The organism is Photorhabdus heterorhabditis (assembly GCF_018448905.1).
Lineage (GTDB): Bacteria > Pseudomonadota > Gammaproteobacteria > Enterobacterales > Enterobacteriaceae > Photorhabdus > Photorhabdus heterorhabditis.
This window is the reverse complement of sequence record NZ_RCWA01000003.1, coordinates 1-25,618: the sequence shown is the minus strand read 5'-3', so window position 1 is coordinate 25,618 and position 25,618 is coordinate 1. Positions and strand designations below refer to the sequence as shown.

Sequence of the window (25,618 nt, the reverse complement as noted above, 5' to 3'; positions counted from 1 at the left end):
GCATGCAATCTATTTTTATGAAGTATAGCGTAAACAGGATACAAGGTAAGTTGGTTGCAAGAAGGTCGTGATTTGAAGGCTAAAATGCCCTGAAAACTCACCAATAGGAGTAATAAAGTGATGTAATATATTTCAGAAGAAATTGCTTTTAGATAATACGTGCAGAAATAGAAGATGGAGAGGATAAAATACCGGTACTTAAACTATTAGCTTACGATAGCCAAATTACCTACTCATTTTGGCTATCTATTAGGGATTACAGTAATATAATCACTGACAAAATCTATCAGTTTGCTATCACTAGTGATTAGTGGGATCTTATTGTATTTCGCCTGAGCGATAATTAACCGGTCAAACGGGTCTTTATGTAGCTTTTCCGGTAAATCGCACACAACGAGCATATGCTCGCTTTTGATGGGTATTTCAATCAAACCAGCTTCAAACAGTCCATCCCTGAACTGTTCAGGATCTACAGAAAAATTAGGCTTATTCAGATTGCTTTTAATGACGACCTCCCATATAGACGCCGCACTAAAACAAAGCGTTTTACTGGTATCTTCCAGAAGATCAACAATATCAGTTTTCAGTTTTTCTGGTTCATATGCCATAAACAGCAAGATGTTGGTATCTAACAGTAATTCCATTAAGTGTATTTTCCTTCGAATATATCAACAATTTCGGCGCTGTTCATATCGTCAAAATTGGCGGGAACACTGCCTTTACCTTTGAGAAAACCTAATTTTCGCTTAGGCTTCTCTTCTCTGTATGCGACGACTTTAACCAGTGCATGACCATTCTTAGCAATCACGACTGGCTCTCCAGTGCGAGCAACTTCCTGAACAATTCTAGACAGGTTGGTTTTCGCATCGTAGATGTTAACCTTTTCCATAACATCACCTCTTGATGTACACACTTTAAGTTTATTTGTCTTTATTAATCTAGTCAAGTTAACTAGACTAGATTAAGGATTTATCAGGGGCTTGTTGAGCTTCGATTCTGGGTTGAACAAAACGCATTGAAGACCGTGATGCTCTGCCTCGCATATCGCTTCGACAACAATAAAATCATTTTTATTGCTTTTAACGAAAGGCCAGACAGACTGAGAGGAAATTAATTTAGCTTTATTTCCAATCGCTGCTCGATCTGCCGTTGGAAATATTCCGCACGAGTCAACAAAACGGCAATTGTTTTCTCATCATAACATTCGCCTTTTTCTATACGCAGACAGACACGTATTCCCTGCTGATATCGCATCAAAGCAAAAGCACCTTTCATACGATGTGCATGATGCGCAACTTTCTCATGGCGTTGTTGATTTTCCTGTTGCCTCAGCTCTGCAATATCTTCCAACATCCCTTTCTGTATCGCACTGAGTAATTGACGTTCTACAACTATGTCTTGTTGAGCCAACGTTTGAATCTCATCAAACTGGAGCGCTGCCTCATCATTGACTTGTCGGTAATAACGAGTAATTTCTGCCAGTAACTTGCTTTGCACCAGCGGCTTAATCAATACACCATCCATTCCCGCCTCCAGGCAGCGGGCCTGCTCGGTAGAAAACGCATTCGCGGTACACCCCAGAATAATGAATGGCGGTAATTGCCGCAGCCGTTCATGTTTTCTCAGTAACTGGGTCAGCTCGTAACCATTCATCACCGGCATCTGGCAATCCGTCAGCACAATGTCGAAATACCCATCTTCCATTAGGTTCATGGCCTGTTCACCGCTTTCAGCCAATAAAACACGATGGCCCGATGGCGCTAACTGTAATGATAGCACCTGTAAATTGGCAGGTAAGTCATCAACCACCAGGATATTCAGTGGTTCATTAATCTCTATGCCAATATTTTCAGTTCTTTCACTCGCAATCTCCTTTTCAATCGTACTGCGCATAAGCGGTAATACCGCGGTTACCTGTGCGCCACCACCAGGCACACCAGTGATTTTTAGGCTCCCTCCCATTAATTCAACTAACTGTACAGAGATAGGTAATCCCAACCCAGTACCGGTTTTACCGCCATTATTTTGCGTCACCTGTACGTAGGGTAGTAAAACCGCCTCATACAGGATTTCCGGGATACCGCAACCCGTATCTGCAACCACCAGCGTAATTTCATCTCGATTACTGTCTGGAATATGCTGATAGCGAGTGCTGATCCGCACACCGCCCTGTTCAGTAAATTTAATCGCGTTGCCCAACAGGTTATTAACTATCTGGGTGACACGTGTAGCATCCAGCAGATGATAATATTCAGATGGCAAATCGAACTGCCGGGTGAAATACAGCCCCTTCTCCTTTGCTCGATGGCTAAACGTCGCTGCACAACTTTCCAAAACATCCTGCAATGATTCTGGCTTCAAATTCAGCACCATGCGCCCAGCTTCTATCTTGGAAAAATCCAGCACATCACCGATGATTCCCTGTAAGGACATAGCGGCATGCCATGCGATATGCAACGGTGCGGATGGTTGAGTTTGCTGTTTTACTTCCAAATCGAGAATACCGATAATCGCTTGTAAAGGGGTACGGATCTCATGGCTCATGTGTGCCAGAAAATCTGATTTTTCCAAACTGGCAAGTTCAGCTTTATCGCGCTCCTGACGCAACTCTTGCGCTAGCAATTTACGCTCAGTGACATCAAACCAACCACCAATGATCCCCTGAACAATGCCTTCAGTATTTCGGTAACTTTCAAGCCATAAATAAACATGTTTGTCTCTGCCTCGTGCCACAATACTGCGGTCAGAAAAATGTGCCAGTTCCCCCTCCAGACAACGTAAGAAAATCATACTGATCTCTTGCTCATCATCAGGATCTAAAAAACAGAGAGAAAAAAGGCTGCGACCAATCACATCAGACTCAATCAGGCTCATTTCGCGTCTGAAATAGAGGTTCGCCGCCGTAATGCACATCGTTGGATCACAGACAAACATAGGCGTAGGGATGTTATTGAATAACGTTTCCCAGTATGCCAGCAAATTCTGTAAGTTATTTTCAGCCTTTTTCCGGCGTCTGATTTGGTGTGCAAGATAGCTCCCCCAAAAGGCTGAACTCAATGCAATCACAAATAACGCCCCTCCCCACAATTTCACCCAAGGAGAGATTTTATTGTCATCATAGGGCGTTACATTCGCCATAGATAACCATTTTAAGCGCAATACACGCAGCTCATTTGGCGGTAGTGCATCAATGCTTTTATTCAATATGCTAACTAGTTTAGGATAGGAAGGTAGGATGGCGTACTGTTCTGGTTGTAAGGAATCCCTAAAGAATTGAATAGAAATATTAGAACCATAGTGGCTTGCCTGTAGATAATCAGCACTAATCAAGCTATCAAAGGTTGCATCCGCTGCCCCAGCCAGTACCATATCAATGCCTTTCGTCACATTGTCAACTTCCACGACGGAAATCTCTGGGTATTGTTTCAATACTGACAATAGCGCATGATCGCGCTGAACAGCGACCCGGTGGTGCTTAAGCTGATCAAACTCATAAGGCGCATTACGCTCATTGCGGGTAATCATTACCCATTCCACCGTGCCATAAGGATGGCTGAAAGAGAGCCATCGGGTCCGCTCTGGTGTATTGACCAAAGAAGTCATTTGAGCTTCGCCGTTTTTTAACAGCTTTTTGACCCCCACAGCACCATCAGCCGGAATAAAATTAAAGGTGATGCCACTTTTCTCTCCTATCAGATGTAAAATATCGACATCTAACCCCGTAATTTCACCATTTTTATCTAAGAATGAATAAGGCGGTGCAGTACGACTGATTGCGACATTAATAACAGGATTTTTTTTAATCCAGGCTTTTTCTTGTGGTGAAAAGATCGAGGTGTCGTTATTACTTCCCAGCGCTAATCCAGAAATCCAACGTTGATAAACCTTATTTCTTATCTCATGGGGAATGGCGGTCAGGATGAGATTGATCGTTTCAACCATATCATCACCATTGTGACCAAGAAAATCGTACCGTTCTCCCTGAGAAAGATCCCGACGGTAGGTTAGCCCAGCAAACGGACGAAAAGCCAGCAAATAGGCAATCTGGCTTTGACCATCCAGATAAGCATCCACTTGACCATCTACCACCGCCTGAATTGCTTCCTGTTGATTTTGCGCCACTGAAACGCTGCGGTAGTATTTGCTCAATTGCTTAACGACATTCGGGTTACTGCCAGGTGCTGCCATAATATTCATTTTGTCAAATGGCATCTTCACTTGTTCTTTACGCACAATCAGGGCGAGCGGCTGCACCAGAATCGGGTAAGTATCATCGTTCCTATTTCCCGACTGTGATGAGGCAGAATGCGATAACAGCTGAATATCTCCACGCTGCAATGCTTCATAGGCGGATGCCCAGTTACCAAACAGACGTACCTCCACCGGCCTTTTCAACACCGTTTCAATCAGGCGAAGATAATCAGCATAAATCCCTTCCAGCTTGCCATCCCAACGATGGATCACCAATGGAGCCCCAATACAACAAAGAATGCCGACTTTTAGGGTTGGGAAATGCGGCGCCAGAATTTCGGGTTCTTTGACAGGTAATGGAACAAACTCCTGAGTGACGACGTTCGAATAAAATTCCACCGGCAGTCCACCTGAAGGCAGATCTTGCGCATTATGGTATTCAAACAGATTGAGACTCCGGCCAGATAATGGCAACAAAAGTAACAATATAGCTACCCATCGAGGTCCGTTCCACCAGCCTTTCATTTGTTACAATCCCAATCCAACCTGATGCAAATAATTATAAAGAGCAGCTTCATTGTCTAATCCCAGCTTTTTCATTGCGCTGATTTTTTGTGCGCTGATCGTCTGTTTAGTACGGTACAAACGCGCAGCGATATCATTCACACTCAACCCCTGGCCCAATAATTTCATCACTTCTAGCTCTTTGCCGGTGAGTGCTTTTACAACTTCCTCACCCGGAGATTCGAGAAATTGCTCACTTAAATAAGGCTCATCACGTCCCGTTGTGCTGTACAACCCTTTCACTAGCTCGTGAGATAGACTATTTTTATTTAAAATCGCTTTCACTTTGTAATCAATCAACGACGCAATTATCTTTCGGTCACTAATCATCGTGATCACCACAATCGGCAAGCTCGGATACTGCTCACGTATCCGACTAATCATCCTCAAGCCATCTATCTGGTTATCACCTGGCATATTGAAATCCGTAATCAGCATATCCACCTCTTTTTCCGCCAGCAGAGAGAAAAGTGCCGAGACATCATGCGCTTCCCCCACAACCTGATAATTCTCGGGTAATGTTGCCAATACTGTACGCAGTCCTAATAGAAATACCGGATGATCGTCAGCAATAATAACTCGTCTTGACATAGGTTATTTCTCCATATTATTTTCTATCTGCTATTTCACGCATAGTTCCTTCAATAAAACCGGCATTTTCCCCCACATGAACAATCAAGGCGATAATGACTTGGTTAAATTCACCTTTGCCATCAGCAATCCGCACTTTTAACATCTGTGGCATCAAAGAAACTGAACTCTTAAGCTGTTCAATTTTCTGTCTATCTTCTTTATGCACCCAGGCCATCAACTGTGACCAGTAGACAGGAGCTTTTCCACACCGCATCCAAACCGAATCATGGTGCCAATACAGATGTCCATCGGCACTTAATCGAAAACAGTTAATCTGTTCTTGTTCCAGCATCATCTTCATTAACAAAAAACGCGCTTTACAACGATGCAATGCATTGATTGCGTTATATAAACAGCCACAGCATAGTAACGCAGGCAAGGTAAACGCGGTACTGTACCATGCCGCCATTTGTACATTCTGTTGAAGGTTCATTGATGGAGATGAAAATGGCCCAAAACCAAAAATGGTTGCACTCACAATCCCCAGCGTACATAAAGATAAGAAGCTGCCTAATACCAATAAATCACCACTTAACGCTAGTAGCATCGGCAAACTGAAGGAAAACATGAGCGCTACTCCTTGCCACTGTATTTTCCCGGTTTCAGGTGACGGGCTGGTAAACAACGCTGCCATGACTAACAAAGCCACTAGCCATAAACCATAGACTCTCTTATCTCCAGCCCGACTCTTTTCGTAGGTGATACAAGAAATGACAAAAAACGTAAACGGCAGATAACTCAACACAGAGCCTACGGCAATTGATAATGAAATGGATATATCGGTAGGGTAGTCCAATAAATAAAGTACTAACTTCGCAACAAATCGCTCAATAATTCCGCTTAATGAGCAAAGCACTGTCAGATTAAAGATATCCCTTGCTCGTTTTGGCGCCCACATTACACCGTAAAAAAATTGCCAGATTAGCCCCGTCACTGCCAACATCACGACATTGATGCAAGCAAATATCAACGATACATTTACTGGTCTGCCATACCATTGGCTCGCGGTCAGAGAAATCAACGCCCCCGTTATTAACCAGACAGGCCAGTACCGGGGCGCCCTGGCACAAAAAATACCTTGTAACAAACCCGCCGGAAACCACACCAATGACGACAAGCTCCAGACATCACGCACTTGCAAACTTAGCAGTGCCAGCGCAAAATTAACTAGCGTAAAAGCAAACCAAAAGACCACTATCTTTTTCATTTTCATCAGGATCTCATTCCGTAACACTGATGTTACATCATAAGATAATAATAGCAGAGAGGGCAGCTTCTTACGCTAAGTTGATAATATTCTATGGTGATAGTTCAGTTTTGTTCTGACAATAACTGGACCTGATCGTCCATAACATCCAGCCAAACATCCTCATTCACTGGCGTATCTCCTAGTAGCAATTGATCCGATAACAACGGTAGAACAAACTGCATTAACAAGTTATCAATTTCACGGGCCCCACTTTCGGCAATCCGGCACCCTTCAGCGATAAAATCCACCAACGCAGCGCTATAGTGCAGTTCACACTGAGTTGCCTGACGATAACGCTCCACAACTTTATTCAGTTTATGGCGCACAATGGCATGCAGAACTGCACCCTGTACCGGCAAATAAGGAATAACCTGCAAACGACCTAAAAATGCGGGAGTAAAAATCCGTTGCAGTTCTGGTCGGATAACCTGCTGAATATCTTCAAGTGTTGCCGAGCGATTTTCGCCCTCCTCTTTTACCCCATGCATTACTGCCCGCATCACCCAATCCGATGCCGCATTAGTGGTAAGAATAATCAACGTATTGCGGAAGTTAATCTGTTGCCCTTCCGCATCTTCCATCATGCCCTTATCAAACACCTGAAAGAACAACTCCAACACATCAGGATGTGCCTTCTCCACCTCATCAAGGAGTACCACACTATAAGGCTGACGCCGAACTGCTTCGGTCAACACGCCACCTTGTCCATAACCGACATACCCTGGAGGAGAACCTTTCAGGCCAGAAACCGAATGAGCTTCTTGATATTCCGACATATTGATCGTAATCATATGATGTTCACCACCATACAATTCATGCGCTAATGCCAGAGCGGTTTCCGTTTTCCCAACACCAGAAGGACCTGCAAGCATAAATACTCCGGTAGGCTTGACCGGATCGGCCAGTTGCGCTTTGGCAATTCGAATTTGCCGGGCTATCTGACTGAGCGCATGATCTTGTCCCATAACTCGCTGACCAAGGCGCCTTTCGAGCTGACGCAGTACATCACGTTCATTTTCCACCATCCGACCAAGCGGTATTCCCGTCCAACCCGCAACAATATCCGCTACGCAGGCGGCATCAACACAGTCAAATACGTAGGCGTGTTGACGATGGCGTTGATGCAGTTCTGCCCTCAATACGGGTAGCTGTTCGTCATGTTCTTCACAAGCGAGGATGTCATTCACTAACTGACGCTGAACATGATATTCCGGCAAAATTTCTTCCAGTGACGCCTGTAATTCGGCCTGACGTTGTGCCAATTTCTTTAACTGAGTTTCATGACCACCTTCTCGTAATAATGCTTCCTGTTCGGTAGCAATATTTGCCAGCATGGCACGCAGATCTTCAATAGGCGCAGGTTCGTCAGTCTGTGAAACTGAGACACGGGCACAGGCGCTATCCAACAGGCTGACTGATTTATCCGGCAACTGACGCCCACTGATATAACGGCTAGCTAATGTCACGGCTTCGGTTACCGCCTCTGCGAGTACTTTGACTCCATGATGTGTTTCCATAGCCGGTGTTATGGCACGCAACATAGCTGTCGCCAGTTCCAGAGAAGGCTCTTCAACTTTAATCACCTGAAAACGACGTGCTAACGCTGCGTCTTTTTCAAAGTATTTCTTATATTCGGCCCAGGTAGTTGCAGCAATCGCCCGCAATTCACCCCGTGCCAATGCCGGTTTCAACAAATTGGCTGCATCGTTTTGTCCAGCTTGACCACCAGCGCCAATCAGAGTGTGCGCTTCATCAATAAATAAAATCACGGGTGCCGGATATTCCTGCACCTCGTCTAATAAGTTTTGCAGGCGACTTTCAAACTCACCTTTCACACTAGCACCTGCCTGCAATAGCCCCATGTCAAGTGTGAATAATTCGGCCTGCGTCAGCACCTCCGGCACACGGCCATCGACAATACGTTGAGCAAGCCCCTCTATCAAAGCTGTCTTGCCGACACCTGCTTCACCGGTTAACAACGGATTGTTTTGACGACGACGCAACAGCACGTCAATTAATTGACGAATCTCCTGTTCACGTCCCAAAACCGGGTCCAATTTGTTATCACGTGCCGCCTGAGTCAGATGATGAGCATACTGTGCCAGAGCAGATTGCGTATTATCCCTGGCAGCCGTCATTTGCTGCAGTTCGGTATGTACCTGTGTACACAACCACTGTTCTATCGCATCAATGTTACCCTGTAACGCCTGTTGTAGCTCCGAGGTGAGTGAATGTTGCAGTGATGGATTCACGAGCAATGCCACAATCAACGCCTGAGCGGTAATCTGCAACGATCCCAAGTGAGAACGAGTGCTGGCATACATCCAGGATTGTTCCAGCCATTCTGTCAGATTGGTAGAGAATACTGGCGGACGATGATTACCGCTACGCAATAGCGTCAGCGACCGTTGGCAAGCATTCAGTAACGCGATAGCATCAATACCACCGTGATGACACACCTGCTCCATCATCGACATCTGTTTTTCAAACAAAGCTAGCAGCAAATGTTCAATCTCCACTTCATGATGGGTGCGCCGTACCGCCAAATTAGCCGCCTCATCAAGACACTGACGCGCTTCCACCGTTAATTTACCCACGATCTGTTTCAGATAATTACTCACTTTTAGGTTTCCTTAATTCATTCCAATAGGTGGTGATTTGTAACGGCAGTGTGGAAAGAGAGCCTTTCGCCACTGTCGGTTCACTTAAATCCAGCAACTGACTATCCAGCCGGTTGCGTTGTTCCAACAACGCGGTTTGTTGCTGCTGACGTTGTTGCCACTGTTGATACAATGAAGAAACGGCTTTCTCTCCGCTGATCTGATAGCGCACGGTGACATTATTGATACCTAGCGAACTTAATTCATTGTGCCGCTGCGGGAATGCCTGTGCTGCCAGTGTCAGTTCACCACGGGAGAAAGCGCGTATAAATTGCAGCAAACCATCAGTACCAACGTAGCTTTTACTGAGCGTAAAACTGGGGAAATACACATCAATTTGTACCTTGCCGCATGATGCTGGGTTCCAACGCAGGGTCATGCTGTCATTGAAATTCATACTTCTGAGTTGCTGTTCACCATCATCACAACTCAATGTCACCGAACTACCAACTGGCAACACCCGTGCTCCCCGGTTAGCCGTCGCGGGCTGACTAGTCATCACGACTTCTGCCGATTGCTCTTGTTCTGGTTTCTGCTGCTGTACCGCCGCCAATTCATGTTCGTTTTCCAACAAAGTAAGCTTTTCTTGTAAACGGCGACGAATATCAGATGTAGATGAAAGCATGTTATTCGGTTGAATCAAGTTATTGATATAAAAAATGAAATTGTCGCTAAATGGAAAAGCCACCCCTTCAATTTCCTGACGCTTAATGCCTGCAGGACGAATATCCAGCGCATAATCTGCCGTATCCCGCACAAATGCATTACTGTATTCATACAATCGAGCATTCAGTTCCCGGCCATCGAACAGCGCTTGTCCGCTTAATTTTTCCATCGGCCAGATCACTTTACTTTCCCACTGTGTTTGCAAGCGGCTGGCGGCACTTAAGAAGGCATAACGCAGTACCAGATGAGCATCCCCCTGATAGAGCCGCCACAAGGTTTCATTCACCCCGGCATTCTTGCTTTCCGTTTCATGACGCCACAGCGCGAAGCGATTGAATAATGTACGCAAACCGTCATCGTTCAGTTCCCCTTTCCCATCACTCAACGCATTTTTGACTAACGATTCAGTTTCCATATCACTGAGTAATTCACGTTGGCTATTCAACTGTATGGCCTGCCGGTAATCGCGATAGCGCGTTAACGTATTGTCATCCAGTTGCACAGAGATCTGCGGTGAAATACCAAGCCATGACATTATGCGTTGACGTAAGGAAATATTTCCCAGCGAGACACGCTGCATCATGCTGCCTTTTTGCACATAGCCATGCAGTTGCCATAAACGCTGCTGTGTTTGCAACCAAGGCTGCCGATCTTCCTGCTTCACTGTGGACAGATCACTCTCCAACCGCGACAGAAAAACAATATAAGGACTGCCATACTGGCCGGTTGCTAATACCAGTGTTTGCCAGTTTTTCTTGCCACGTACCAACCCTTCCGCTTGTGGCATTGCTTGAGCAAATGCCAACCACTCAGACTGACGCTGATTCTGATATTGTTGATAAAACGAGCGTTGTAAAGGAGGAAAAACTGCCGGTCGGTTGAGAGCTTGCTCTAACTCGACCAATGTAGCCTGAATATCTCGTTCACCTGCCCGAGTATAAATGCCACGAATACGCGCGTTAGCCTTAGCGGCATCATCTCCCGTCAGCGGCCAGAAATCCGCCAACGTTAGCGAGTGCGTTCCTGTCGGCTGTTCATCCGCCAAAAGCCACTGCCAGTCGCTGGAATCTTCCAATAATGCCTGCAATGTATCCCGCCATTGATCAAACGCTTGTTGTGCATTGCCTTGACGGTATTGCGCTAAACGCAATGCCACACGCTGATCTGCCCGTAAAGAGTCGTTTGTACCGCTTAATAACGTAGCGGAATAAGCGGGCATGTGTTGTAAAGTTTCCAGCGAAGCACCACGCGCCATGGCCTGTTCGATATTGATAAAACGCGCCCAATGCAAAACCAACAGTCGTTTTTGCGGTGCTTCAGCATTCTGGAAACGTGTTAGCAAGCGAGTGACTGTCGACTCAGGATTGAACACATCAACAGAAACCTGCTGCTGATATTCCCTCGCCATACGTTGTTCTGTCGTATAGGTAACAGGATAAAAAAGCAGAGGAGGCAAGGTTTGCTGTAACCAGCGTTCAACCTGCTGATAACGTAAGTAGCTCCGTTCAAGCGGATGGGTTTCATGGATATTCTCAAGCTGCGTGACACCACGCCAGGTATTAACCAATGCGCTACCGGCGCCGTACACCATCGTCAGGCTAAACACGCTAACCAACGTGCGTTTGGCTAATGTTCGCCAACCTGTTAGCAAAACAGAATCACTACGTCGAATCTGGCCGGGCAGATATTCCCCCAATAAACGGTGGCTAAAAACGCCTTCGGTTTGCTGTAACTCGGTTTGATGTTCCGCAGTAAAAAACACGCCGCGTAACAGGCCATGCTCCAGATAATGATCGCGTTCGAATAATGCACTCAGGTAACAGCCCAATGCAGGTTTCAGTTGAGCAACGGTTTCCGGCAATGCCAGTACTTCCGACCGTGGTTGCTGCCGTTGCTGATTAAGCAGCTTAAGACGCATCATCTTCAAGGTATCGACCATCGTACGCATGCTCTTATCCAGCACATCAGTGACATTGCCATCGGTATGTTGACTGATAAAACTGCCCAATAAATCAGCACGCTGCTCTGCCGACAATTGCGAACACCAATGGCTGAACCCCGGTAATGCTTCACTGTGTGTCAGAATCAACCAGATCGGTAAGCGACGTTCCAAACGTATCTGCAACGGTTCCAACTGCGCACGTACATTACGCGCCATGATATAAAGCGCTCTATTGTCACTATTTAGTAACTGCTCCACCGACAAACAAACGAGTACACCAGCAGGGTTACGCACCAGTGCGATCCAACGTATCAAACGTAACCATGCTTGCCGATACAAGGATTGCCCTTCGGTATAACGGCCAGAAACTACCATGTACATTGCCCGGCGGAAAAACCACCAACGGCAAGTAAAGGCATTCTCCGAAAACGATGTCAGATCTCTCCCTGCCATAGGCACCACATTACTGTGTGCTAACAACGGTTGTTTACCGCTACCACGTTCTCCCACCACCAGAAACCACGGAGGAACAGGACCGTTACGGTGTAACCGAGAACGGAATCGACGCCAGCTTTGTAAACGTCCTCCCCACCACCAATGCTGATACAGTAAATATTCCAGACGATTATTTCCCTGCCGCCAGAACCTATTTATCCGACTCAGCCTATTTGTTATTTGCGGTATTAATGCCATCGTCCCACGTAGCAGTAATAACAACAGCAATAAGCAAAGAAATAATATCAGACCACCGATTGTTGGCCATGAAAATGCCACAGCAATGATTAAACTGAGTAACAGAAGGACGACCATCACGCTGAGCCAGCCAATGGCATAAAATAACTTTTTCATGTTTAATTTCCGAATTTATCGGCTAATATTCAATAAATAAACTGTGATAGAAATATAAATTGAGGTAAGAGACAATATTAATAACATTAACTTCCTACGCCATTTATTATTGGGCCGCTTATTTTCCAGAATATTATCGCACGTGTTCATCAACCTGTGATTTTTTGTAGCAATATAACGACGCAAAGTATCAGGGAAATTATCTAATTCCTGTTGGATAATATTGTGCAATTCCAAATTGTCACGTCTGCCATAACGCCCATAAAATCCAGAAAGCAGGCAAAAAACATAGACCAACCGAACTTGATAATTATCCGCAGATAATGCCGCCAGACGATCAAAAAATGTATTTCCGCCAAGTTCAGCATCATAAAGCTGCGCTTGCAACGATGACTGTCGCCAAACATTCAATTCTTTCTGACCTGCGCACAAAATAGCTTCATCAGCCCAAACCACCACCGCGAAATTCGCCTCTTCGATATCTTGCAATCCATAACCATGCCGCTGCGCTTCATTCTGCGCCTGCGTCAGCGCGGTTAACAATGTCTGCCGCAGCTCTTCGGCTTGATTCACCTGCTGTTGGATCATACGCAACACACAGGTAAATACCGGAATGTAACAATCCAACAAACACATCACGACACTCTCACTATAACGATTTCTATCTGTAAATCGTCCGGCGCATCAGCCCAGTGCACCGCCACGCGTTCGCTATCTTCTACCTGCCGCCACAACGCGCCACGATTCTCTACCCGGAAATAACGGGTATTCATTCGGTTAGGTAAACCGTGTGGGGCAATCTCCTGGTAATACAAACGCACTCCGGGCAAAGCCCGATTAATAATGCCGTCAATCTGTTCCGCTGCCGCCAACTTAATCAAACGATCATCAGGAATTTCACGCTCGCTGTGAGTTAAGCTGTCAGAGCGCAGCACCAAATAGATCCGTTGCTGTTCACTCGCACCTGTTACGTTGAACGCCGCATGATAATAACCGCTGTATTCCTGTTGCAGTGGGATGACCGTGTTCGGTTCTAGCACCAGCGCATTGAGCAGATCGATAATTGTTCGCTCACAACTATTGAGTGTTAAAGCCAGATCCAAATGCTGATATTTCTCCCGCGTCCCCTCCCGGCCATTCCATTCCCCCAAAAAAGAGCAACGGTCAGTAAAACAGGAAAGTTCACTGATCAGTTGACGCAATAGCCCAAAAATCTGCAAAGGATGAACATCACGCGTCTCCTGATAGTGATGCAACTGCACGACATAACGCACCAGAGTACGCAGTGTCAGTAATAATGTGCTTTTCTCCTGAGTATAAACTTCTGCTTCCAATGTTTGCGGGCGCTTCAATTCTTCCAGTTGATGGACACGCCCTGTCAATTCCTGACAAAGTTGATCAATACGCTGTCCCAGTTGTGGCACAGCGTATAACGTCAAACATGGCGGCAAGTAGCGGTTATCCAGTTCAATACCATCACCCGTACAGCGCAGTTGGCCCACAGGTAACAGCGTATAGCCCGTTGCCTGTGCAATCTCATCATGCAGAAAAAAACGTAAGTTATAAGTGAGTTGCTGCACTTCTGCCTCTGGCCCTTCCCCAAAAGCATCCCGCATCCTCTGCTCTTGTGGCCATGTCACCCAACGGCTAGTAATATCACCTACACTAGTCGCATCCGCGACACCGGTGACGTTACTCTGGTTATGATTAAACGTCCGCAAGCCAATATAAATGCGCTGTGGTTTTTCACGTTCCGGCCAGCAATCGCGCAGTGAGCGGGCACTGAGCACACCATTCACATCACAATCCACATAACAACCATCAGGAAAAACGAATGCCGCTTTATGAACACTGAGTACTTCATCACTCAGCGCGGCCAGATTAAACACCAGCCTTACGACACCGAAAGCATAAGGTTGAGTCAATAGCTGATAACGTCCTTGCCAATATTCATGTTGCAATTCATGCGCCTGAAAATGTTGCGGTTGTAAATACAATCCTGAATACCAATACATCGGTTTATGTTCAAACATGGCGTTTACTTCCTCAACAGATTCCCATTATTATCAGATACTGCTGCCTGCCCGGGGAAAATCACTTCATCTCCCGCATTGCCCGCAAAGACATGACTCCGGGTAATCGCATAACGCCCCAGCATTAAATCAATATTCATAGGAACAAACTCAGCACTCCAGGATTTATTCCACCAACCACTTTGCTCAAGACGCAACGGTAGCGATAATACCCGCACATGTGCGCTTTCTGGAGCCGGATAATAACCCGCAATCAGCGCGACATAGCGTGCCTGTTCCGCTCTGTCAATATGTAAAAATACAGATTGCCCCGGCATCATCACATAATTATCAAGCTGTAATATATTTTCTGTTGCACCCGTACCCGCAAATAAATTGCGTAATAGCGAGGGATTAGCCAGTAATTTATCCAATTGTTCACGTTTCTCCGCCTGAGCAATTAATATCGTGCAACTATTTGGCATATTATTAAAAACATTCAGCTGTGGATCAGCTGTCATTTTTAAACGAATCGCATTACTAGTGTAAATAGGTTTAGCTTGTTCAATCGCTTGTAATCGTTTTTCATTATTAGACATTGAATCACTACAACCACTGATTAAAAAAATCATTAGTAATACTAAGAAACTACGTTTAATAACATTATAAAAATTCATCTTATTCTTCATTATTTTACTCTCTATTTTTCTCTGGTCCTTTTATCACGCGCATAATTTCCTGTCGCGCTGAGGTATTATCTTCCATCATTTCCTCCAGCCATTCGGCCATTCCCATATTTGCCCAGCGCGCTGCCCGTTCCATTAAATATGGCACCGGGCTGGTGGGTTCATTCTTACGAAAATAATTGGCGATATTGATCATCTGCCCAATGGCAACAGCGCGTATTTCATGATGCGACCGATCTTCTGCCAACGTTGTATTGATACCGTTTGCCGCTGTTCCTCCCGATAACACTTCCCCACTGTGATATTGCTGCGTGGCTTCCGGCGCAACAATTTCATGAAAACGCGTGATTAATGCCACCATCTCCTGTAATCGCTGGGCGCTAGCACTCATACTGTTGCCAGTATCTGGCACCAGACCCGCCATAATTTGGTGTAGTTTTTCCAATGCTTGCTTGACTTGTTCTGCCTGTGCCAATAGCTGGTCAAATTGTTCAGCCGGCGTAGCGCGAATACTGTCATCACATTCAGCGATCCCGAAATAGCCATCACTGATCAGGGGAGCGCGTAATTCACTATTAGCCGCGACACGTTGTTCAAAATACTGCACTCGCTGCCAAACGCTCAGACTCAATTTACCATCACTAGTCAGTGTCAGGTTATCCAGCTGTTTGACCAGTTGTTTATCCAGCCAACTCAACCGACCAAGACGGGCATCAGCACGGTTTCCTTTTTCATCATCCAACGGCGGATACAGTACCGGCCAAAAAGTCTCCAGTAGGCTGGCAAGTAATGTCATACCGCCAGCAATACCTGCCAAACCATACAGTTTCCCTTGTGCCTGAGTTAGCCAACAAGCTATCTGTAAGTCTTTACTGTGCTTTTCCAATACTTCCTGGCACAACACTGAAACCTGAGGCCAGTCAGCCTGACGTGTTTCATATCCCCACTCATCATCCTGTGGGAGATCCTCATCAACTTCACGCGCAGCGCTTATCTGTTCAAAAAGAGGTTCATATTCGATATCACATCCCGCAGGTGTATCAGCAGAGATAGGATGTAAAAAACGTGTGATGTCTGTCTGTGCTAAATTCACGCTTGCTTCCCTTTCAGGCAATAATCACCAACGGATAGCCTGTCGTGATCGTGCCGCCATGCGCGCACAAATCGCCAAGTCTGGCCGCTGGCCGTCCGCCAATCAACACCGTTGGACTTCCCATCACCACCGTATCCGGCGGCCCCACACACACCAATAACGATCCCATCGTCGCAGCGGGCAAGCCACCAATCAGAACGGTTGGTACGCCTGGCGGCATAATCGGGCCGCCCACATGCGGTATGGGGGGTACAGCAGGAGACATCATTGGACAAATATGCATATCACCTACCCGAGCTGCTGGCATTGGCATCATTTTTCTCCTGATAACATAGCTTCATGGTATAGATAGTTTTTGCGGCCTTGATCCTGTAATGGTGTCAATTGCCTTAAGTGCCCATGCGCCAGTTGGAAAAACTGTTCGGCATACCGCGTTTGCTGTTCCGGCTGTTCACCATAAAAGTGCAGGATCAGACACAGCGCATCTGCCAGTGCCGCCAGTGACTGCCACGGCTGCGGATAAACATCTTCAAGATCCGGCGTGGTCATGCTGCCCTCGCTCCAGAAAACCGACAGCGCCAGACACGAGATAGGGTTATCAAACCCAATAGTCTGTGCCTGCTCGAACAATTCATGACGTAACAGGTCACCCCCATTAGCGCGCCAGTGTCGCACCTGCTGCAACAGCAACCGCTGTTCCTGCCCCAGATCCCGTTCATAAACACAGGAGATAAATGTCAGTGCCAGTTCCAGAGCCTGGGTGTAAGGCAACATGAAAATGGTGTAGAACACAGCATCCTGCCACAACATTTCCTGGCTAAGTGCCGATAGATTCTGCTCATGTGCTACATGTTGCTGTAATACCAACTCCGCCTGTGACGAAAGCTGACAGTGTCGTAATTTAGCCATTGCTCCAAACTCTCATTATCCGTTGATTCTACTATTAACCAATCTTGGTCAAGATCCCTTTCACCATCGCAATACCGGTCGCATCCACCTGAACAATGCCGCCTTTTAATTGTGCCATTGCACTGCCCTGTACTTTAGCTGTGGTTCCCGTGAGTTCTGCCACACCACTGCTCTTCAATGCCAGTTTCCCTGACCCTTCTACCGTGACAGATGGCGCTTTGATGGTGATCCCCGCAGGGGTAATCGACAATTTACTGGCACCCACTTTCAGCTCAATTCCCTGATTGGCCGTAATCGTGCAGTGTTGTCCAGCGTTAATTTTGGCGCTGCCTCTGGATACCTCCAGAGAATAGCTGCCAGCGCTGACAGTCGTGGTGAAATTGCCGCGATCCAGTGTTTGCTTCTTATCGCCTTTTTTCACCTCGGTGACAGCATTACCTTCATTCAGAATTAACGTATCGTGGCCTTTTTTAATTGTTGTATCGCGCTTCTCTTCAATTTCCCACGAGGCATTACGACCGATATTCGCCGAAAAATCATTTTTCACTTTTAGACGCAGATCTTTTTGTGAGTGAAGCAAAATAAATTCTTCACCCTTCTTATCTTCGAAACAAAATTGATGCCCTTGCTCCACCGTACCTTTTGCACTGCTGCGAGTAGCAATGCCGCTTTGCGTTTTTTGTCCCGGCAACGCAAACGGAGGCATCTTTACTCCGTTATAAACCGTTCCAGTCACTAGCGGACTATCGGGATCGCCGTCGACAAAACTCACCAGCACTTCACTGCCCACACGTGGCACAAATTGAGCACCAAATTTTGCACCATTCCAAAACTGACTCACACGCACCCAACAAGAGCTGTCATCATTTTTTTTGTGTTCTTTATCCCAATGAAATTGGATTTTGATACGCCCCTGTGCATCGGTATGGATCTCCTCCGATGCCGCGCCCACAACCAACGCAGACAACACACCCGCAATATAGGGCCGCGTAACTGAAGGACGTGGGCGGAATGTTTTATTTGCCGGAAACAGCGTCACCTGCGACGAAAACAACAACCCGCCTTCCTCCAGATTACTTTCCGCTTTTAATTGCTGACTGCCCACCGCATAACGCCCATCAGCGCTGATATGCCCTTTCAATGTAAATTGATGTCCAACTTGCAAACCAGGATAACTATTAACCGCATTTGCATAATGCGACTGTGATTCCCATTGTTCCATGCACAGCGCCGCCTGCGCCTCCAGCTGATTACGTTCCTCCTGCCGCCGATCGTCATAGATAGAAAGCTTCGGATTGACGGAATAACCACTATTCGCTTTAGCACTGGCGCTAACTACCGATGCATTTTTAACGTTATAGCCACTCATTTCCGCCATACCTGGGATCATCGTACGATGAATATGCCAGGCACGCAGCCCGTATCCTTGCTGACTACCGAGCTTCGACTGATACGGCAATACCGCCAGAGGGGCGTTAATAAACGTCGAAGGGTGATCAGCCAGTACCAACACATGGCGCCCTTCTTCATGGCGGAAAAAGTAGAAAATACCTGCCTGTTCCAGTTGGCGCGTCACAAAATCAAAATCTGACTCCTTGTATTGCATGCAATATTCAAGTTTCGGATAACTGCTTTTTAACGCTAATTCAACATCGTTAAACCCACGTTTACGGAAAATATCACACACCATATCCGGTACACTGATGCGTTGATAAACACGCAGGTTACTAGTTAACGTCAACATTTTCAGCCACGGTTCAACTCGCGCCTGATAACAAAACTGACCGTCGGTAAAACCTTGTTGCTGCAATTCCGTCAATATGCCATGCACAATACGGTGATTTGGTGCATCACCAATACGAAATGCCAATGGTTTACCAATATAAGACTCCAGTTTGTCCCAGTCCGCGCTGGAATAAAGCTCGGCAGAAAAGGAATAAGGACGAGACAAGCGCTCTTCTCCTCTGATTTTACTCAGCGCCACAATATCTGACAGACTGCCGATAACCTGTAAAAAACGATTCTTTTGCCCTAACAGCATATTTTCTCACCTGAATTTTTTGTTCAAACCGTATAAGGACTCACACATTCTCCCAGATACACATGCTGAATATGGGTATCGCCGGTATCCCCCAAACAACCGTCCCATCCCAATCGACGGCTGCCATTTAATCTATTGCCTCGCCCATCGTGCTGTACCAACAATTCCAGCGAGAAAGAGAGCAACGGACCAGCAAATTGCCACACCCACCGCGTCAATCTGCGATATCGTTCATTTCCCGGCATAAAATCGGCGCGCTGCTGGGCTGCAAACGGACCCAGCTGAATATGAAATCCTGACTGAATATCCCAGTAAGCACGCCCCAACATCGGGTTATCACCCAACAAACTGCGGCCCAGGCAACAACAGTGCATTTGCTCTACATATTGCCAACGTCCCCGAAACGGCTGAATACTGATCGCCATGTTAAATTCCCGCTGTAACAGATGTTGCAAATTCACCATTGAGCGGACAGATGTTGCCAACAAGCCAACGCAGGCAGGATAAACATGCTGAGTTTCACTTACTGTTAATTGCCCGGCAACTGCTGGAATGATCGCGGGTAACGCCCGACGGCTTCGCAATTCGGCATTAACAAATAACCGATATTTCTGCCACGCCTGAAAACGCAGACTGAGCAGACGATGGGTAAAAATATCAATAAACGCTTGAGCTGATTCATCGCCATAGCGATAACGCCGATCAATCAGCCATTCGGTATAGCGCAACGGCAATGCACCAAACGTTCCCAGCAAACCAAAGTGATACACCGCCATGCGATACTGTTCACCCTCTTGCTGCGGTGACAACAAAGCATCCACTTCACTTTCCGGCGCATCCAGCGTAAGGACCGAGCTAAATTGCACCACATCATCAGGAGTAATTTCTGTCTCACCACTCCGCCGATAGTGACAGCATTTAAGCAGACGACGAACATTCTGATAAAAGCGGCCACCAGCCAGACGTATCCTATTTTCTAAAGCCATGTCAGCCTCCCGCTACGACGAGGCCAACGACGCATACTATTATTGACCGACTCCAATTGAATCACTGTCTGCGTGAAACTATTAATTGGCGCATACATAGCGATAAAACGTTCCAGTAGACTGCAAAAAAGATAAAAATCGACAAACTCACCCGCCTGTGTCTGGAATGTCAACGTCACTTCCAATCCACGCGCCAGAGAATAGGGATCAGCCGGATTCAGGCGTGCACTCACCGGCACAACCGCAATCTGTTGTAACTGTGCAATTAACTGCGATATAGCGGGATCACTATGTAAGTTGTACAGCTCCAGCGTCTCTTTCAGGCACTGAACGCCTTGCGAGCCACTCAGCAACATTTGGTTCAGATTGAGCTGTGATACCAAACGCCAGTTCAATGCGCAGTTCGGTTGTGGGCGCACCGGAAATCGGGGGCGGATCAATCCCAGAATTTTTACGCCCGGCAAAGCAACTTCTGATTCAAAATCCCCATCAGGATGACCATTGCTCAACAGCCGTGGCATATCACGATTGGTACAGGTTAAATTCAATACCACCACATCGGTTTCTGACTTTAATTGCTCACCACTGCTATCGGAAAAACCGATAAACATATTCATTCCTGTTTCGTTGTGCCTGAGTGAAAGGCGCGGTGATGCTTGCCAGAACAACAGAGGCTGTTCGCCATCTTGTGTGTGTTCAATACCGAATAATGGCGGCACTGTTCTAGAACTCAATTGCTCCTGCTGACGGCTGACAATCTCAACCCGATCAATGGTATAGACTTCCATGCTTTGTGGACGACGCGCATCCGGCTGAACCAGATATTCGTGCTCAGTTTCCAACGGGATAATCGGTTCCGCCTGATGAGAAAAAAGATTTACTACGGGTACACAATTTAGCCGAAACGTTTCGTTATCCACTTTATTGCTCATACGCTCAATACGACGCAGCGCAGCACAATCCTTAAGCCGGAAACGATAATGCAGTTCTCCGGCTGATTTAGTGATTAAACCCGCATCAGGCAACGGAATATCCAGAAATAGGAACCGTTCAGGAAAACTAAAATAATCGCGGAACAGATGATGAATCGGATTTATCATCAGATCATCAGCGCACAAGTTATCCTGCGGCTCGAAACCCACGACCTGAATATCTCGGCCATCCATATTGAATACGCGCTCACCCAACCGACATTCCAGTTGCTTAACCTGCGCCGATAACAGTTCATATAAGCTATGGGCCAATATCGGCGTTCCATGTAAGTACAACCGAATATGGCGCGCCTGAAAGCTGGCCCCCGGCCACAGCGTGAAATTCAGCGTTAAGATAAAATCCCGATCATAAGGATCTGGCATCAGTTCTGCGTGGGTTAAATCCAATGGCAACATTTCCAGCGGATATACCGTGCGGAAACGGCAAGCCACATCACCGACTGGCTGAGAAATTAACGGCGTATGCCGTGCTACTGTCATCACGCCAGTCACACCCGATGCCAACGGGTCTTGCTGAAACTGTACCAACGACACCGACGGGATCTGACGTAAGAATTGTGGCGCCAGTACTTCCAGCATTGCGTTGTTCAATTCCGGCATATCTTCATCAATACGTTGATGAATCTTGGCCGTCAGAAAAGCAAAAGATTCTACTAACCGTTCTACATGGGGATCTTCTGAAACGCCCTCCGCAAATCCAAGACGTTTAGCAATTTTAGGAAAATGCTGAGAAAAAGCGGCACCATATTGCCTTAAATAACTCAGCTCCCGATTATAATAAGTCAGTATTTTCTGTGGTAATAACATCATATTATGATCTGTCCCATGAAATTGAATAGGTATAAGCGGTACTGCTCCATGAGATAGAAAACACAATCTGCTCGTTGAAAAAAATTCCACTCACCCAAAAAGTAATATTCTCCGGTGTATTTTTTTGTAATGTAATAACGACATTTTTCAGGCGTGGTTCAAACCAGGAAATAGCTTGGTAAATATTATTATTCAGTGCATCAATACGCTCATCATCCGAAATATCAACACTAATCACATCAGAAACGCCATAATTTAAAACTGATTTCGGTAACTCACCAAATAAAGGTAAAACTGCGGAAATCGGTCTTGATGAAAATAACATATTCAGATCGAACATGAGGCTTTTCACAACTTCCTGATGTGACCAAGTGGGCGTTACACCACGTTCTTCATTTTGTGGATGATCATCTTTCAGACGATGGAGAAATGAAGGTTGAATCATAATATCCTTTCTTTCTGGTTAAAACTGCCGGCCAAAGGCCGGCAGTAAACAGTAAAAATTACTGTTTTTTGTTCTCGATGAGATCCCAACCTTCTGGACCTGCTTTGCTGCCTTTGGTGCCGTCTGGGCTGAGTGGTGTGAATGTCCATTTAATTTTGGAATAAGTGATGGAAAATTGCTCTTGCGGGAATTCGCCGCCACGTGAACAAGTTTCATGGACATCGGAGATAATACATTCGTCCATTTCAACTTCCGCGTAAGGGTGCATTTCTCCTTTGAAAATCGTACAGATTGCCAATTTCACATTCTTAATCGCAGTCCCCTGCGCTACCGCAGACAACAGTTTGATAGAACTGGTATCCATCACCTTCACACAATCGATGGTGCGGAAATCCGCTGCACCAACAGTAATCTTACGTTTACCACTGTCTGCAATACGTGCGTGGTTGAACACCCCAAAATTGACATGCTCCAGTTCAATCCAACCTTTATGTTGGCTGTCGGTACTTTCACCTGGAATACTATCAATTTGTAAAAAAATAGAAGAACTCATAATTAACTACTCCTGTTATTTGTAATAGAATAGGATAAATATTAATAAATAAAATAATTAGGCAGCCGAAGACGGTGGTAAATCTGCAACCAACCGTAAAGACATACTTAATCCCTCTAATTGGAAGTGTGGCCTTAAATAAGCTACTGCGCGATATGTTCCAGGCGAACCGGGAACTTCAACAACATCAACTCTTGCCTCCCGCAATGGATGGCTGGCTTTAATTTCTGCGCCGACAGTATCAGAGCCAACAATATACTGGCTGATCCAACTTTGCAGATAAGTCTGGCATTCTCCACGGGACATAAAACTACCCACTTTGTCACGCACAATCATTTTCAAATAATGTGCAAAACGAGAGGTCGTCATAATATATTGCAATTGTGTTGATAATTTCGCATTAGCATTTGCCAAGTCAGAATTATATTTCCTGGGTTTATTTGGCGACTGCACCGAGAAAAATGCAGCGTAGTCAGTCCCTTTATAATAAACCAGCGGAATAAAGCCTAATTCTGCCAATTCTTTCTCACGGCGATCTGAAATAGCCACTTCAGTCGGACATTGCAGCATTTTTTCGCCGGACACAGAGGAGTAATGATGAGTCGGTAATGCCTCTACCAATCCCCCGCCTTCCACACCGCGAATCGCGGCACACCAGCCATATTGTTCAAACGCAGCCACCATACGGCCAGCCAATGCATAAGCGGCGTTAATCCACAGATAACTGCTGCTGTCCCCTTCTCTCATCTTCTCTTCAAAACAGAACTGTTCAACCGGGATGGTTTTTGCTCCGTAAGGCAAACGTCCAATCACTCTTGGTAAAGTTAGGCCGACATAGCGGGAGTCATCAGATTCCCGGAAGCGTTTCCAACGCAAATAGTCGGATGTGTCAAACAGCTTGGACAAATCACGCGGACGCGGTAGTTCTCCAAAATCATTCAGCCCCAACATGCCTGCATTAGCCGAACTGATAAACGGTGCATGGGCAGCAGCCGCCACATGAGAAATCTGCTCCAGTAAGTAAAGATCTTCTGGGCTGTTATCAAAATCAAAATCACCAACAAATGCCGAGTAAGGTTCACCACCAAAGGTACCGTACTCATGTTCATAAATATTTTTAAACAGCATTGACTGATCAAAATCAGAAGCCGATTTAAAGTCTTTAATCAAATCGGTTTTTGTCGCGTTCAACATGCGAATTTGGGTATTCTCAGTTTCACTCTGATCGAGTAACCCTTTTAGCCCCGTCCAGGATGATTCCAGACACTGGAATTCTGGATGATGCAATACCAAACTCAGTTGGGCGGACATCAGCGCGTCAATCGCGGCGATACGCTCCTCAATGCTGTTTACCAAATCACCAGAAACCGCTAATGAGCCCGCAGTCACTTCTGCTAAAAACTGGTCGAGTTGGCTTTTTACCCGATCACGATCCGTTTCCCGACGAATGGCCTGAGTGTTATCAATAATCTGATCAAGAAAATCGCCGCTGGTTTCCGTTGCTTTCAATTCTTGCTGTTCAACAACGCTCTGTTCCATGCTGTCCTCACTGTGCATTGTTATCTTCCGGAATATTGTTATTTTCCGGGGTGGCGTCATCCGCGGTATTTTCTGTGACGGCGGTTTCCGCTCCCTCATTTACCTGCGGTAATTTATCCGCATGTTCAGCAAGAATTTCCGCCAGACGGTCACGCAATTTTTCATTACTCAATGCACGACCTTTCAAATCACTCAATTTGCTGCGAACTTCCAGTAAATTACGCAGTGGCTCAATCTGCTTCGCCAGATTCTCTGGGGTAAAATCAGCCATTGATTTAAATCGCAAATCAACATTAATAAATCCACTCTGACCCGGCAGCGCACTTTCAACCTGTAATTCCAACGAAGGTGATAAACCTTCCATCACAGCATTAAAATTATCTTTATCAACATGCATAAAACGACGTTCACGCATAGGAATTGATTGCTCAGCAAATTGCCCAATCACACCAATAACCAAAGGCAATTCTTTTTTCTCGACCGCACCACCTAATTCGACATCATAAGTAATCTGAACACGGGGCGACCTTACTTTATCAAGCTTACGTTGAGTATTCATGGCAGGGCGCGAGCATACTTTGACTCATCTTCATCCAAAGAACACTCTTGCACGATAATCATCACTCCAGCCTGCTTTCTTGAGCTTGTTTCTCTGGCTCGGGGCGCCACAATCACATTGTTTAACCATGTTCAAGACAAGACGCCGGAATAACGCAAGATTCTCAATCGCACCATCCAGAACAATCCGTGAATCATCTTCTTTAAAAACGACATCAAGAATATAATGCTGACTATTTT

At 46.0% G+C, this 25,618-nt stretch carries 21 protein-coding genes and 1 pseudogene; all 22 read right to left on the bottom strand.

What is annotated here, in order from left to right; genetic code table 11:
• Window positions 1-242: 242 nt before the first annotated feature.
• Window positions 243-644 (bottom strand): type II toxin-antitoxin system VapC family toxin, encoded by a 402-nt coding sequence (locus tag EAE89_RS02480; RefSeq protein ID WP_214085317.1) that lies wholly within the window; start codon window positions 642-644, stop codon window positions 243-245.
• Window positions 644-889: a type II toxin-antitoxin system Phd/YefM family antitoxin gene (locus EAE89_RS02475; protein ID WP_054475561.1), complete on the bottom strand. Its 246-nt coding sequence runs from the start codon at window positions 887-889 to the stop codon at window positions 644-646. Before EAE89_RS02475 ends, EAE89_RS02480 begins: the two co-directional genes overlap by 1 nt.
• Window positions 890-980: 91 nt before the next feature.
• Window positions 981-1,129, bottom strand: a pseudogene (locus EAE89_RS02470) (IS110 family transposase); the annotation flags it as partial.
• Entirely contained in the window at window positions 1,111-4,716 is a 3,606-nt protein-coding gene (locus EAE89_RS02465; protein ID WP_244866103.1) for a transporter substrate-binding domain-containing protein, read from the bottom strand. The pseudogene EAE89_RS02470 and the gene EAE89_RS02465, both read right to left, overlap by 19 nt.
• Before the next feature lie 3 nt (window positions 4,717-4,719).
• Entirely contained in the window at window positions 4,720-5,346 is a 627-nt protein-coding gene (locus EAE89_RS02460; RefSeq protein ID WP_054475564.1) for a response regulator, read from the bottom strand.
• A gap of 16 nt (window positions 5,347-5,362) precedes the next feature.
• Window positions 5,363-6,601 (bottom strand): hypothetical protein, encoded by a 1,239-nt coding sequence (locus EAE89_RS02455; protein ID WP_235525370.1) that lies wholly within the window; start codon window positions 6,599-6,601, stop codon window positions 5,363-5,365.
• Window positions 6,602-6,699: 98 nt separating this feature from the next.
• Window positions 6,700-9,258, bottom strand: a complete 2,559-nt coding sequence (tssH, locus tag EAE89_RS02450) for a type VI secretion system ATPase TssH (protein WP_339423026.1) — start codon at window positions 9,256-9,258, stop codon at window positions 6,700-6,702.
• Window positions 9,251-12,754, bottom strand: a complete 3,504-nt coding sequence (locus EAE89_RS02445) for a type VI secretion protein IcmF/TssM N-terminal domain-containing protein (protein WP_214085316.1) — start codon at window positions 12,752-12,754, stop codon at window positions 9,251-9,253. The genes tssH and EAE89_RS02445 overlap by 8 nt, the downstream gene beginning before the upstream one ends.
• Before the next feature lie 15 nt (window positions 12,755-12,769).
• Window positions 12,770-13,390 (bottom strand): DotU family type IV/VI secretion system protein, encoded by a 621-nt coding sequence (locus tag EAE89_RS02440; protein WP_054475571.1) that lies wholly within the window; start codon window positions 13,388-13,390, stop codon window positions 12,770-12,772.
• Window positions 13,390-14,787 carry a type VI secretion system baseplate subunit TssK gene (tssK, locus tag EAE89_RS02435; RefSeq protein WP_149616682.1) on the bottom strand — a complete coding sequence of 466 codons (1,398 nt, stop codon included), beginning with the start codon at window positions 14,785-14,787 and terminating at the stop codon, window positions 13,390-13,392. Before tssK ends, EAE89_RS02440 begins: the two co-directional genes overlap by 1 nt.
• 5 nt (window positions 14,788-14,792) lie before the next feature.
• Window positions 14,793-15,365 (bottom strand): type VI secretion lipoprotein TssJ, encoded by a 573-nt coding sequence (locus tag EAE89_RS02430; RefSeq protein ID WP_235525371.1) that lies wholly within the window; start codon window positions 15,363-15,365, stop codon window positions 14,793-14,795.
• Between the two features lie 94 nt (window positions 15,366-15,459).
• Window positions 15,460-16,545, bottom strand: coding sequence for a type VI secretion system protein TssA (gene tssA / locus EAE89_RS02425; RefSeq protein ID WP_235525372.1), 1,086 nt, complete (start codon window positions 16,543-16,545; stop codon window positions 15,460-15,462).
• 13 nt (window positions 16,546-16,558) lie between these two features.
• Window positions 16,559-16,858 carry a PAAR domain-containing protein gene (locus EAE89_RS02420; protein ID WP_021323682.1) on the bottom strand — a complete coding sequence of 100 codons (300 nt, stop codon included), beginning with the start codon at window positions 16,856-16,858 and terminating at the stop codon, window positions 16,559-16,561.
• Entirely contained in the window at window positions 16,858-17,454 is a 597-nt protein-coding gene (locus tag EAE89_RS02415; RefSeq protein ID WP_214085315.1) for a DUF6931 family protein, read from the bottom strand. The genes EAE89_RS02420 and EAE89_RS02415 overlap by 1 nt, the downstream gene beginning before the upstream one ends.
• Window positions 17,455-17,488: 34 nt before the next feature.
• On the bottom strand, window positions 17,489-19,495 hold the full coding sequence (locus EAE89_RS02410; protein WP_214085314.1) for a type VI secretion system Vgr family protein: 2,007 nt from the start codon (window positions 19,493-19,495) through the stop codon (window positions 17,489-17,491).
• Window positions 19,496-19,518: 23 nt separating this feature from the next.
• Window positions 19,519-20,481 carry a type VI secretion system baseplate subunit TssG gene (gene tssG, locus EAE89_RS02405; protein ID WP_214085313.1) on the bottom strand — a complete coding sequence of 321 codons (963 nt, stop codon included), beginning with the start codon at window positions 20,479-20,481 and terminating at the stop codon, window positions 19,519-19,521.
• Window positions 20,472-22,283: a type VI secretion system baseplate subunit TssF gene (tssF, locus tag EAE89_RS02400; protein WP_214085312.1), complete on the bottom strand. Its 1,812-nt coding sequence runs from the start codon at window positions 22,281-22,283 to the stop codon at window positions 20,472-20,474. Before tssF ends, tssG begins: the two co-directional genes overlap by 10 nt.
• A 1-nt stretch (window position 22,284) precedes the next feature.
• Window positions 22,285-22,728: a type VI secretion system baseplate subunit TssE gene (tssE, locus tag EAE89_RS02395; protein ID WP_054475585.1), complete on the bottom strand. Its 444-nt coding sequence runs from the start codon at window positions 22,726-22,728 to the stop codon at window positions 22,285-22,287.
• Window positions 22,729-22,786: 58 nt separating this feature from the next.
• Window positions 22,787-23,281, bottom strand: a complete 495-nt coding sequence (locus tag EAE89_RS02390; protein ID WP_214085311.1) for an Hcp family type VI secretion system effector — start codon at window positions 23,279-23,281, stop codon at window positions 22,787-22,789.
• A 57-nt stretch (window positions 23,282-23,338) separates the two neighbouring features.
• Window positions 23,339-24,820 (bottom strand): type VI secretion system contractile sheath large subunit, encoded by a 1,482-nt coding sequence (tssC, locus tag EAE89_RS02385; RefSeq protein ID WP_214085370.1) that lies wholly within the window; start codon window positions 24,818-24,820, stop codon window positions 23,339-23,341.
• A gap of 7 nt (window positions 24,821-24,827) precedes the next feature.
• Window positions 24,828-25,379, bottom strand: coding sequence for a type VI secretion system contractile sheath small subunit (tssB, locus tag EAE89_RS02380; protein WP_214085310.1), 552 nt, complete (start codon window positions 25,377-25,379; stop codon window positions 24,828-24,830).
• 30 nt (window positions 25,380-25,409) lie between these two features.
• Window positions 25,410-25,618, bottom strand: a 209-nt coding sequence (locus EAE89_RS02375; RefSeq protein ID WP_422615499.1) for a transposase, incomplete at its 5' end; no start/stop codon positions are given.

Bases quoted from the DNA above. Each gene is read 5' to 3' on its own strand.
- EAE89_RS02480 (WP_214085317.1), bottom strand. From the start codon at position 644: ATGGAATTACTGTTAGATACCAACATCTTGCTGTTTATGGCATATGAA.
- tssB (WP_214085310.1), bottom strand. From the start codon at position 25,379: ATGAATACTCAACGTAAGCTTGATAAAGTAAGGTCGCCCCGTGTTCAG.
- tssK (WP_149616682.1), bottom strand. From the start codon at position 14,787: ATGTTTGAACATAAACCGATGTATTGGTATTCAGGATTGTATTTACAA.
- EAE89_RS02420 (WP_021323682.1), bottom strand. From the start codon at position 16,858: ATGCCAATGCCAGCAGCTCGGGTAGGTGATATGCATATTTGTCCAATG.
- EAE89_RS02460 (WP_054475564.1), bottom strand. From the start codon at position 5,346: ATGTCAAGACGAGTTATTATTGCTGACGATCATCCGGTATTTCTATTA.
- tssG (WP_214085313.1), bottom strand. From the start codon at position 20,481: ATGGCTTTAGAAAATAGGATACGTCTGGCTGGTGGCCGCTTTTATCAG.
- EAE89_RS02410 (WP_214085314.1), bottom strand. From the start codon at position 19,495: ATGCTGTTAGGGCAAAAGAATCGTTTTTTACAGGTTATCGGCAGTCTG.
- tssE (WP_054475585.1), bottom strand. From the start codon at position 22,728: ATGATTCAACCTTCATTTCTCCATCGTCTGAAAGATGATCATCCACAA.
- EAE89_RS02455 (WP_235525370.1), bottom strand. From the start codon at position 6,601: ATGAAAATGAAAAAGATAGTGGTCTTTTGGTTTGCTTTTACGCTAGTT.
- EAE89_RS02475 (WP_054475561.1), bottom strand. From the start codon at position 889: ATGGAAAAGGTTAACATCTACGATGCGAAAACCAACCTGTCTAGAATT.
- tssC (WP_214085370.1), bottom strand. From the start codon at position 24,820: ATGGAACAGAGCGTTGTTGAACAGCAAGAATTGAAAGCAACGGAAACC.
- tssF (WP_214085312.1), bottom strand. From the start codon at position 22,283: ATGATGTTATTACCACAGAAAATACTGACTTATTATAATCGGGAGCTG.
- EAE89_RS02430 (WP_235525371.1), bottom strand. From the start codon at position 15,365: ATGTCTAATAATGAAAAACGATTACAAGCGATTGAACAAGCTAAACCT.
- EAE89_RS02415 (WP_214085315.1), bottom strand. From the start codon at position 17,454: ATGGCTAAATTACGACACTGTCAGCTTTCGTCACAGGCGGAGTTGGTA.
- EAE89_RS02440 (WP_054475571.1), bottom strand. From the start codon at position 13,390: ATGTGTTTGTTGGATTGTTACATTCCGGTATTTACCTGTGTGTTGCGT.
- EAE89_RS02445 (WP_214085316.1), bottom strand. From the start codon at position 12,754: ATGAAAAAGTTATTTTATGCCATTGGCTGGCTCAGCGTGATGGTCGTC.
- EAE89_RS02465 (WP_244866103.1), bottom strand. From the start codon at position 4,716: ATGAAAGGCTGGTGGAACGGACCTCGATGGGTAGCTATATTGTTACTT.
- EAE89_RS02390 (WP_214085311.1), bottom strand. From the start codon at position 23,281: ATGAGTTCTTCTATTTTTTTACAAATTGATAGTATTCCAGGTGAAAGT.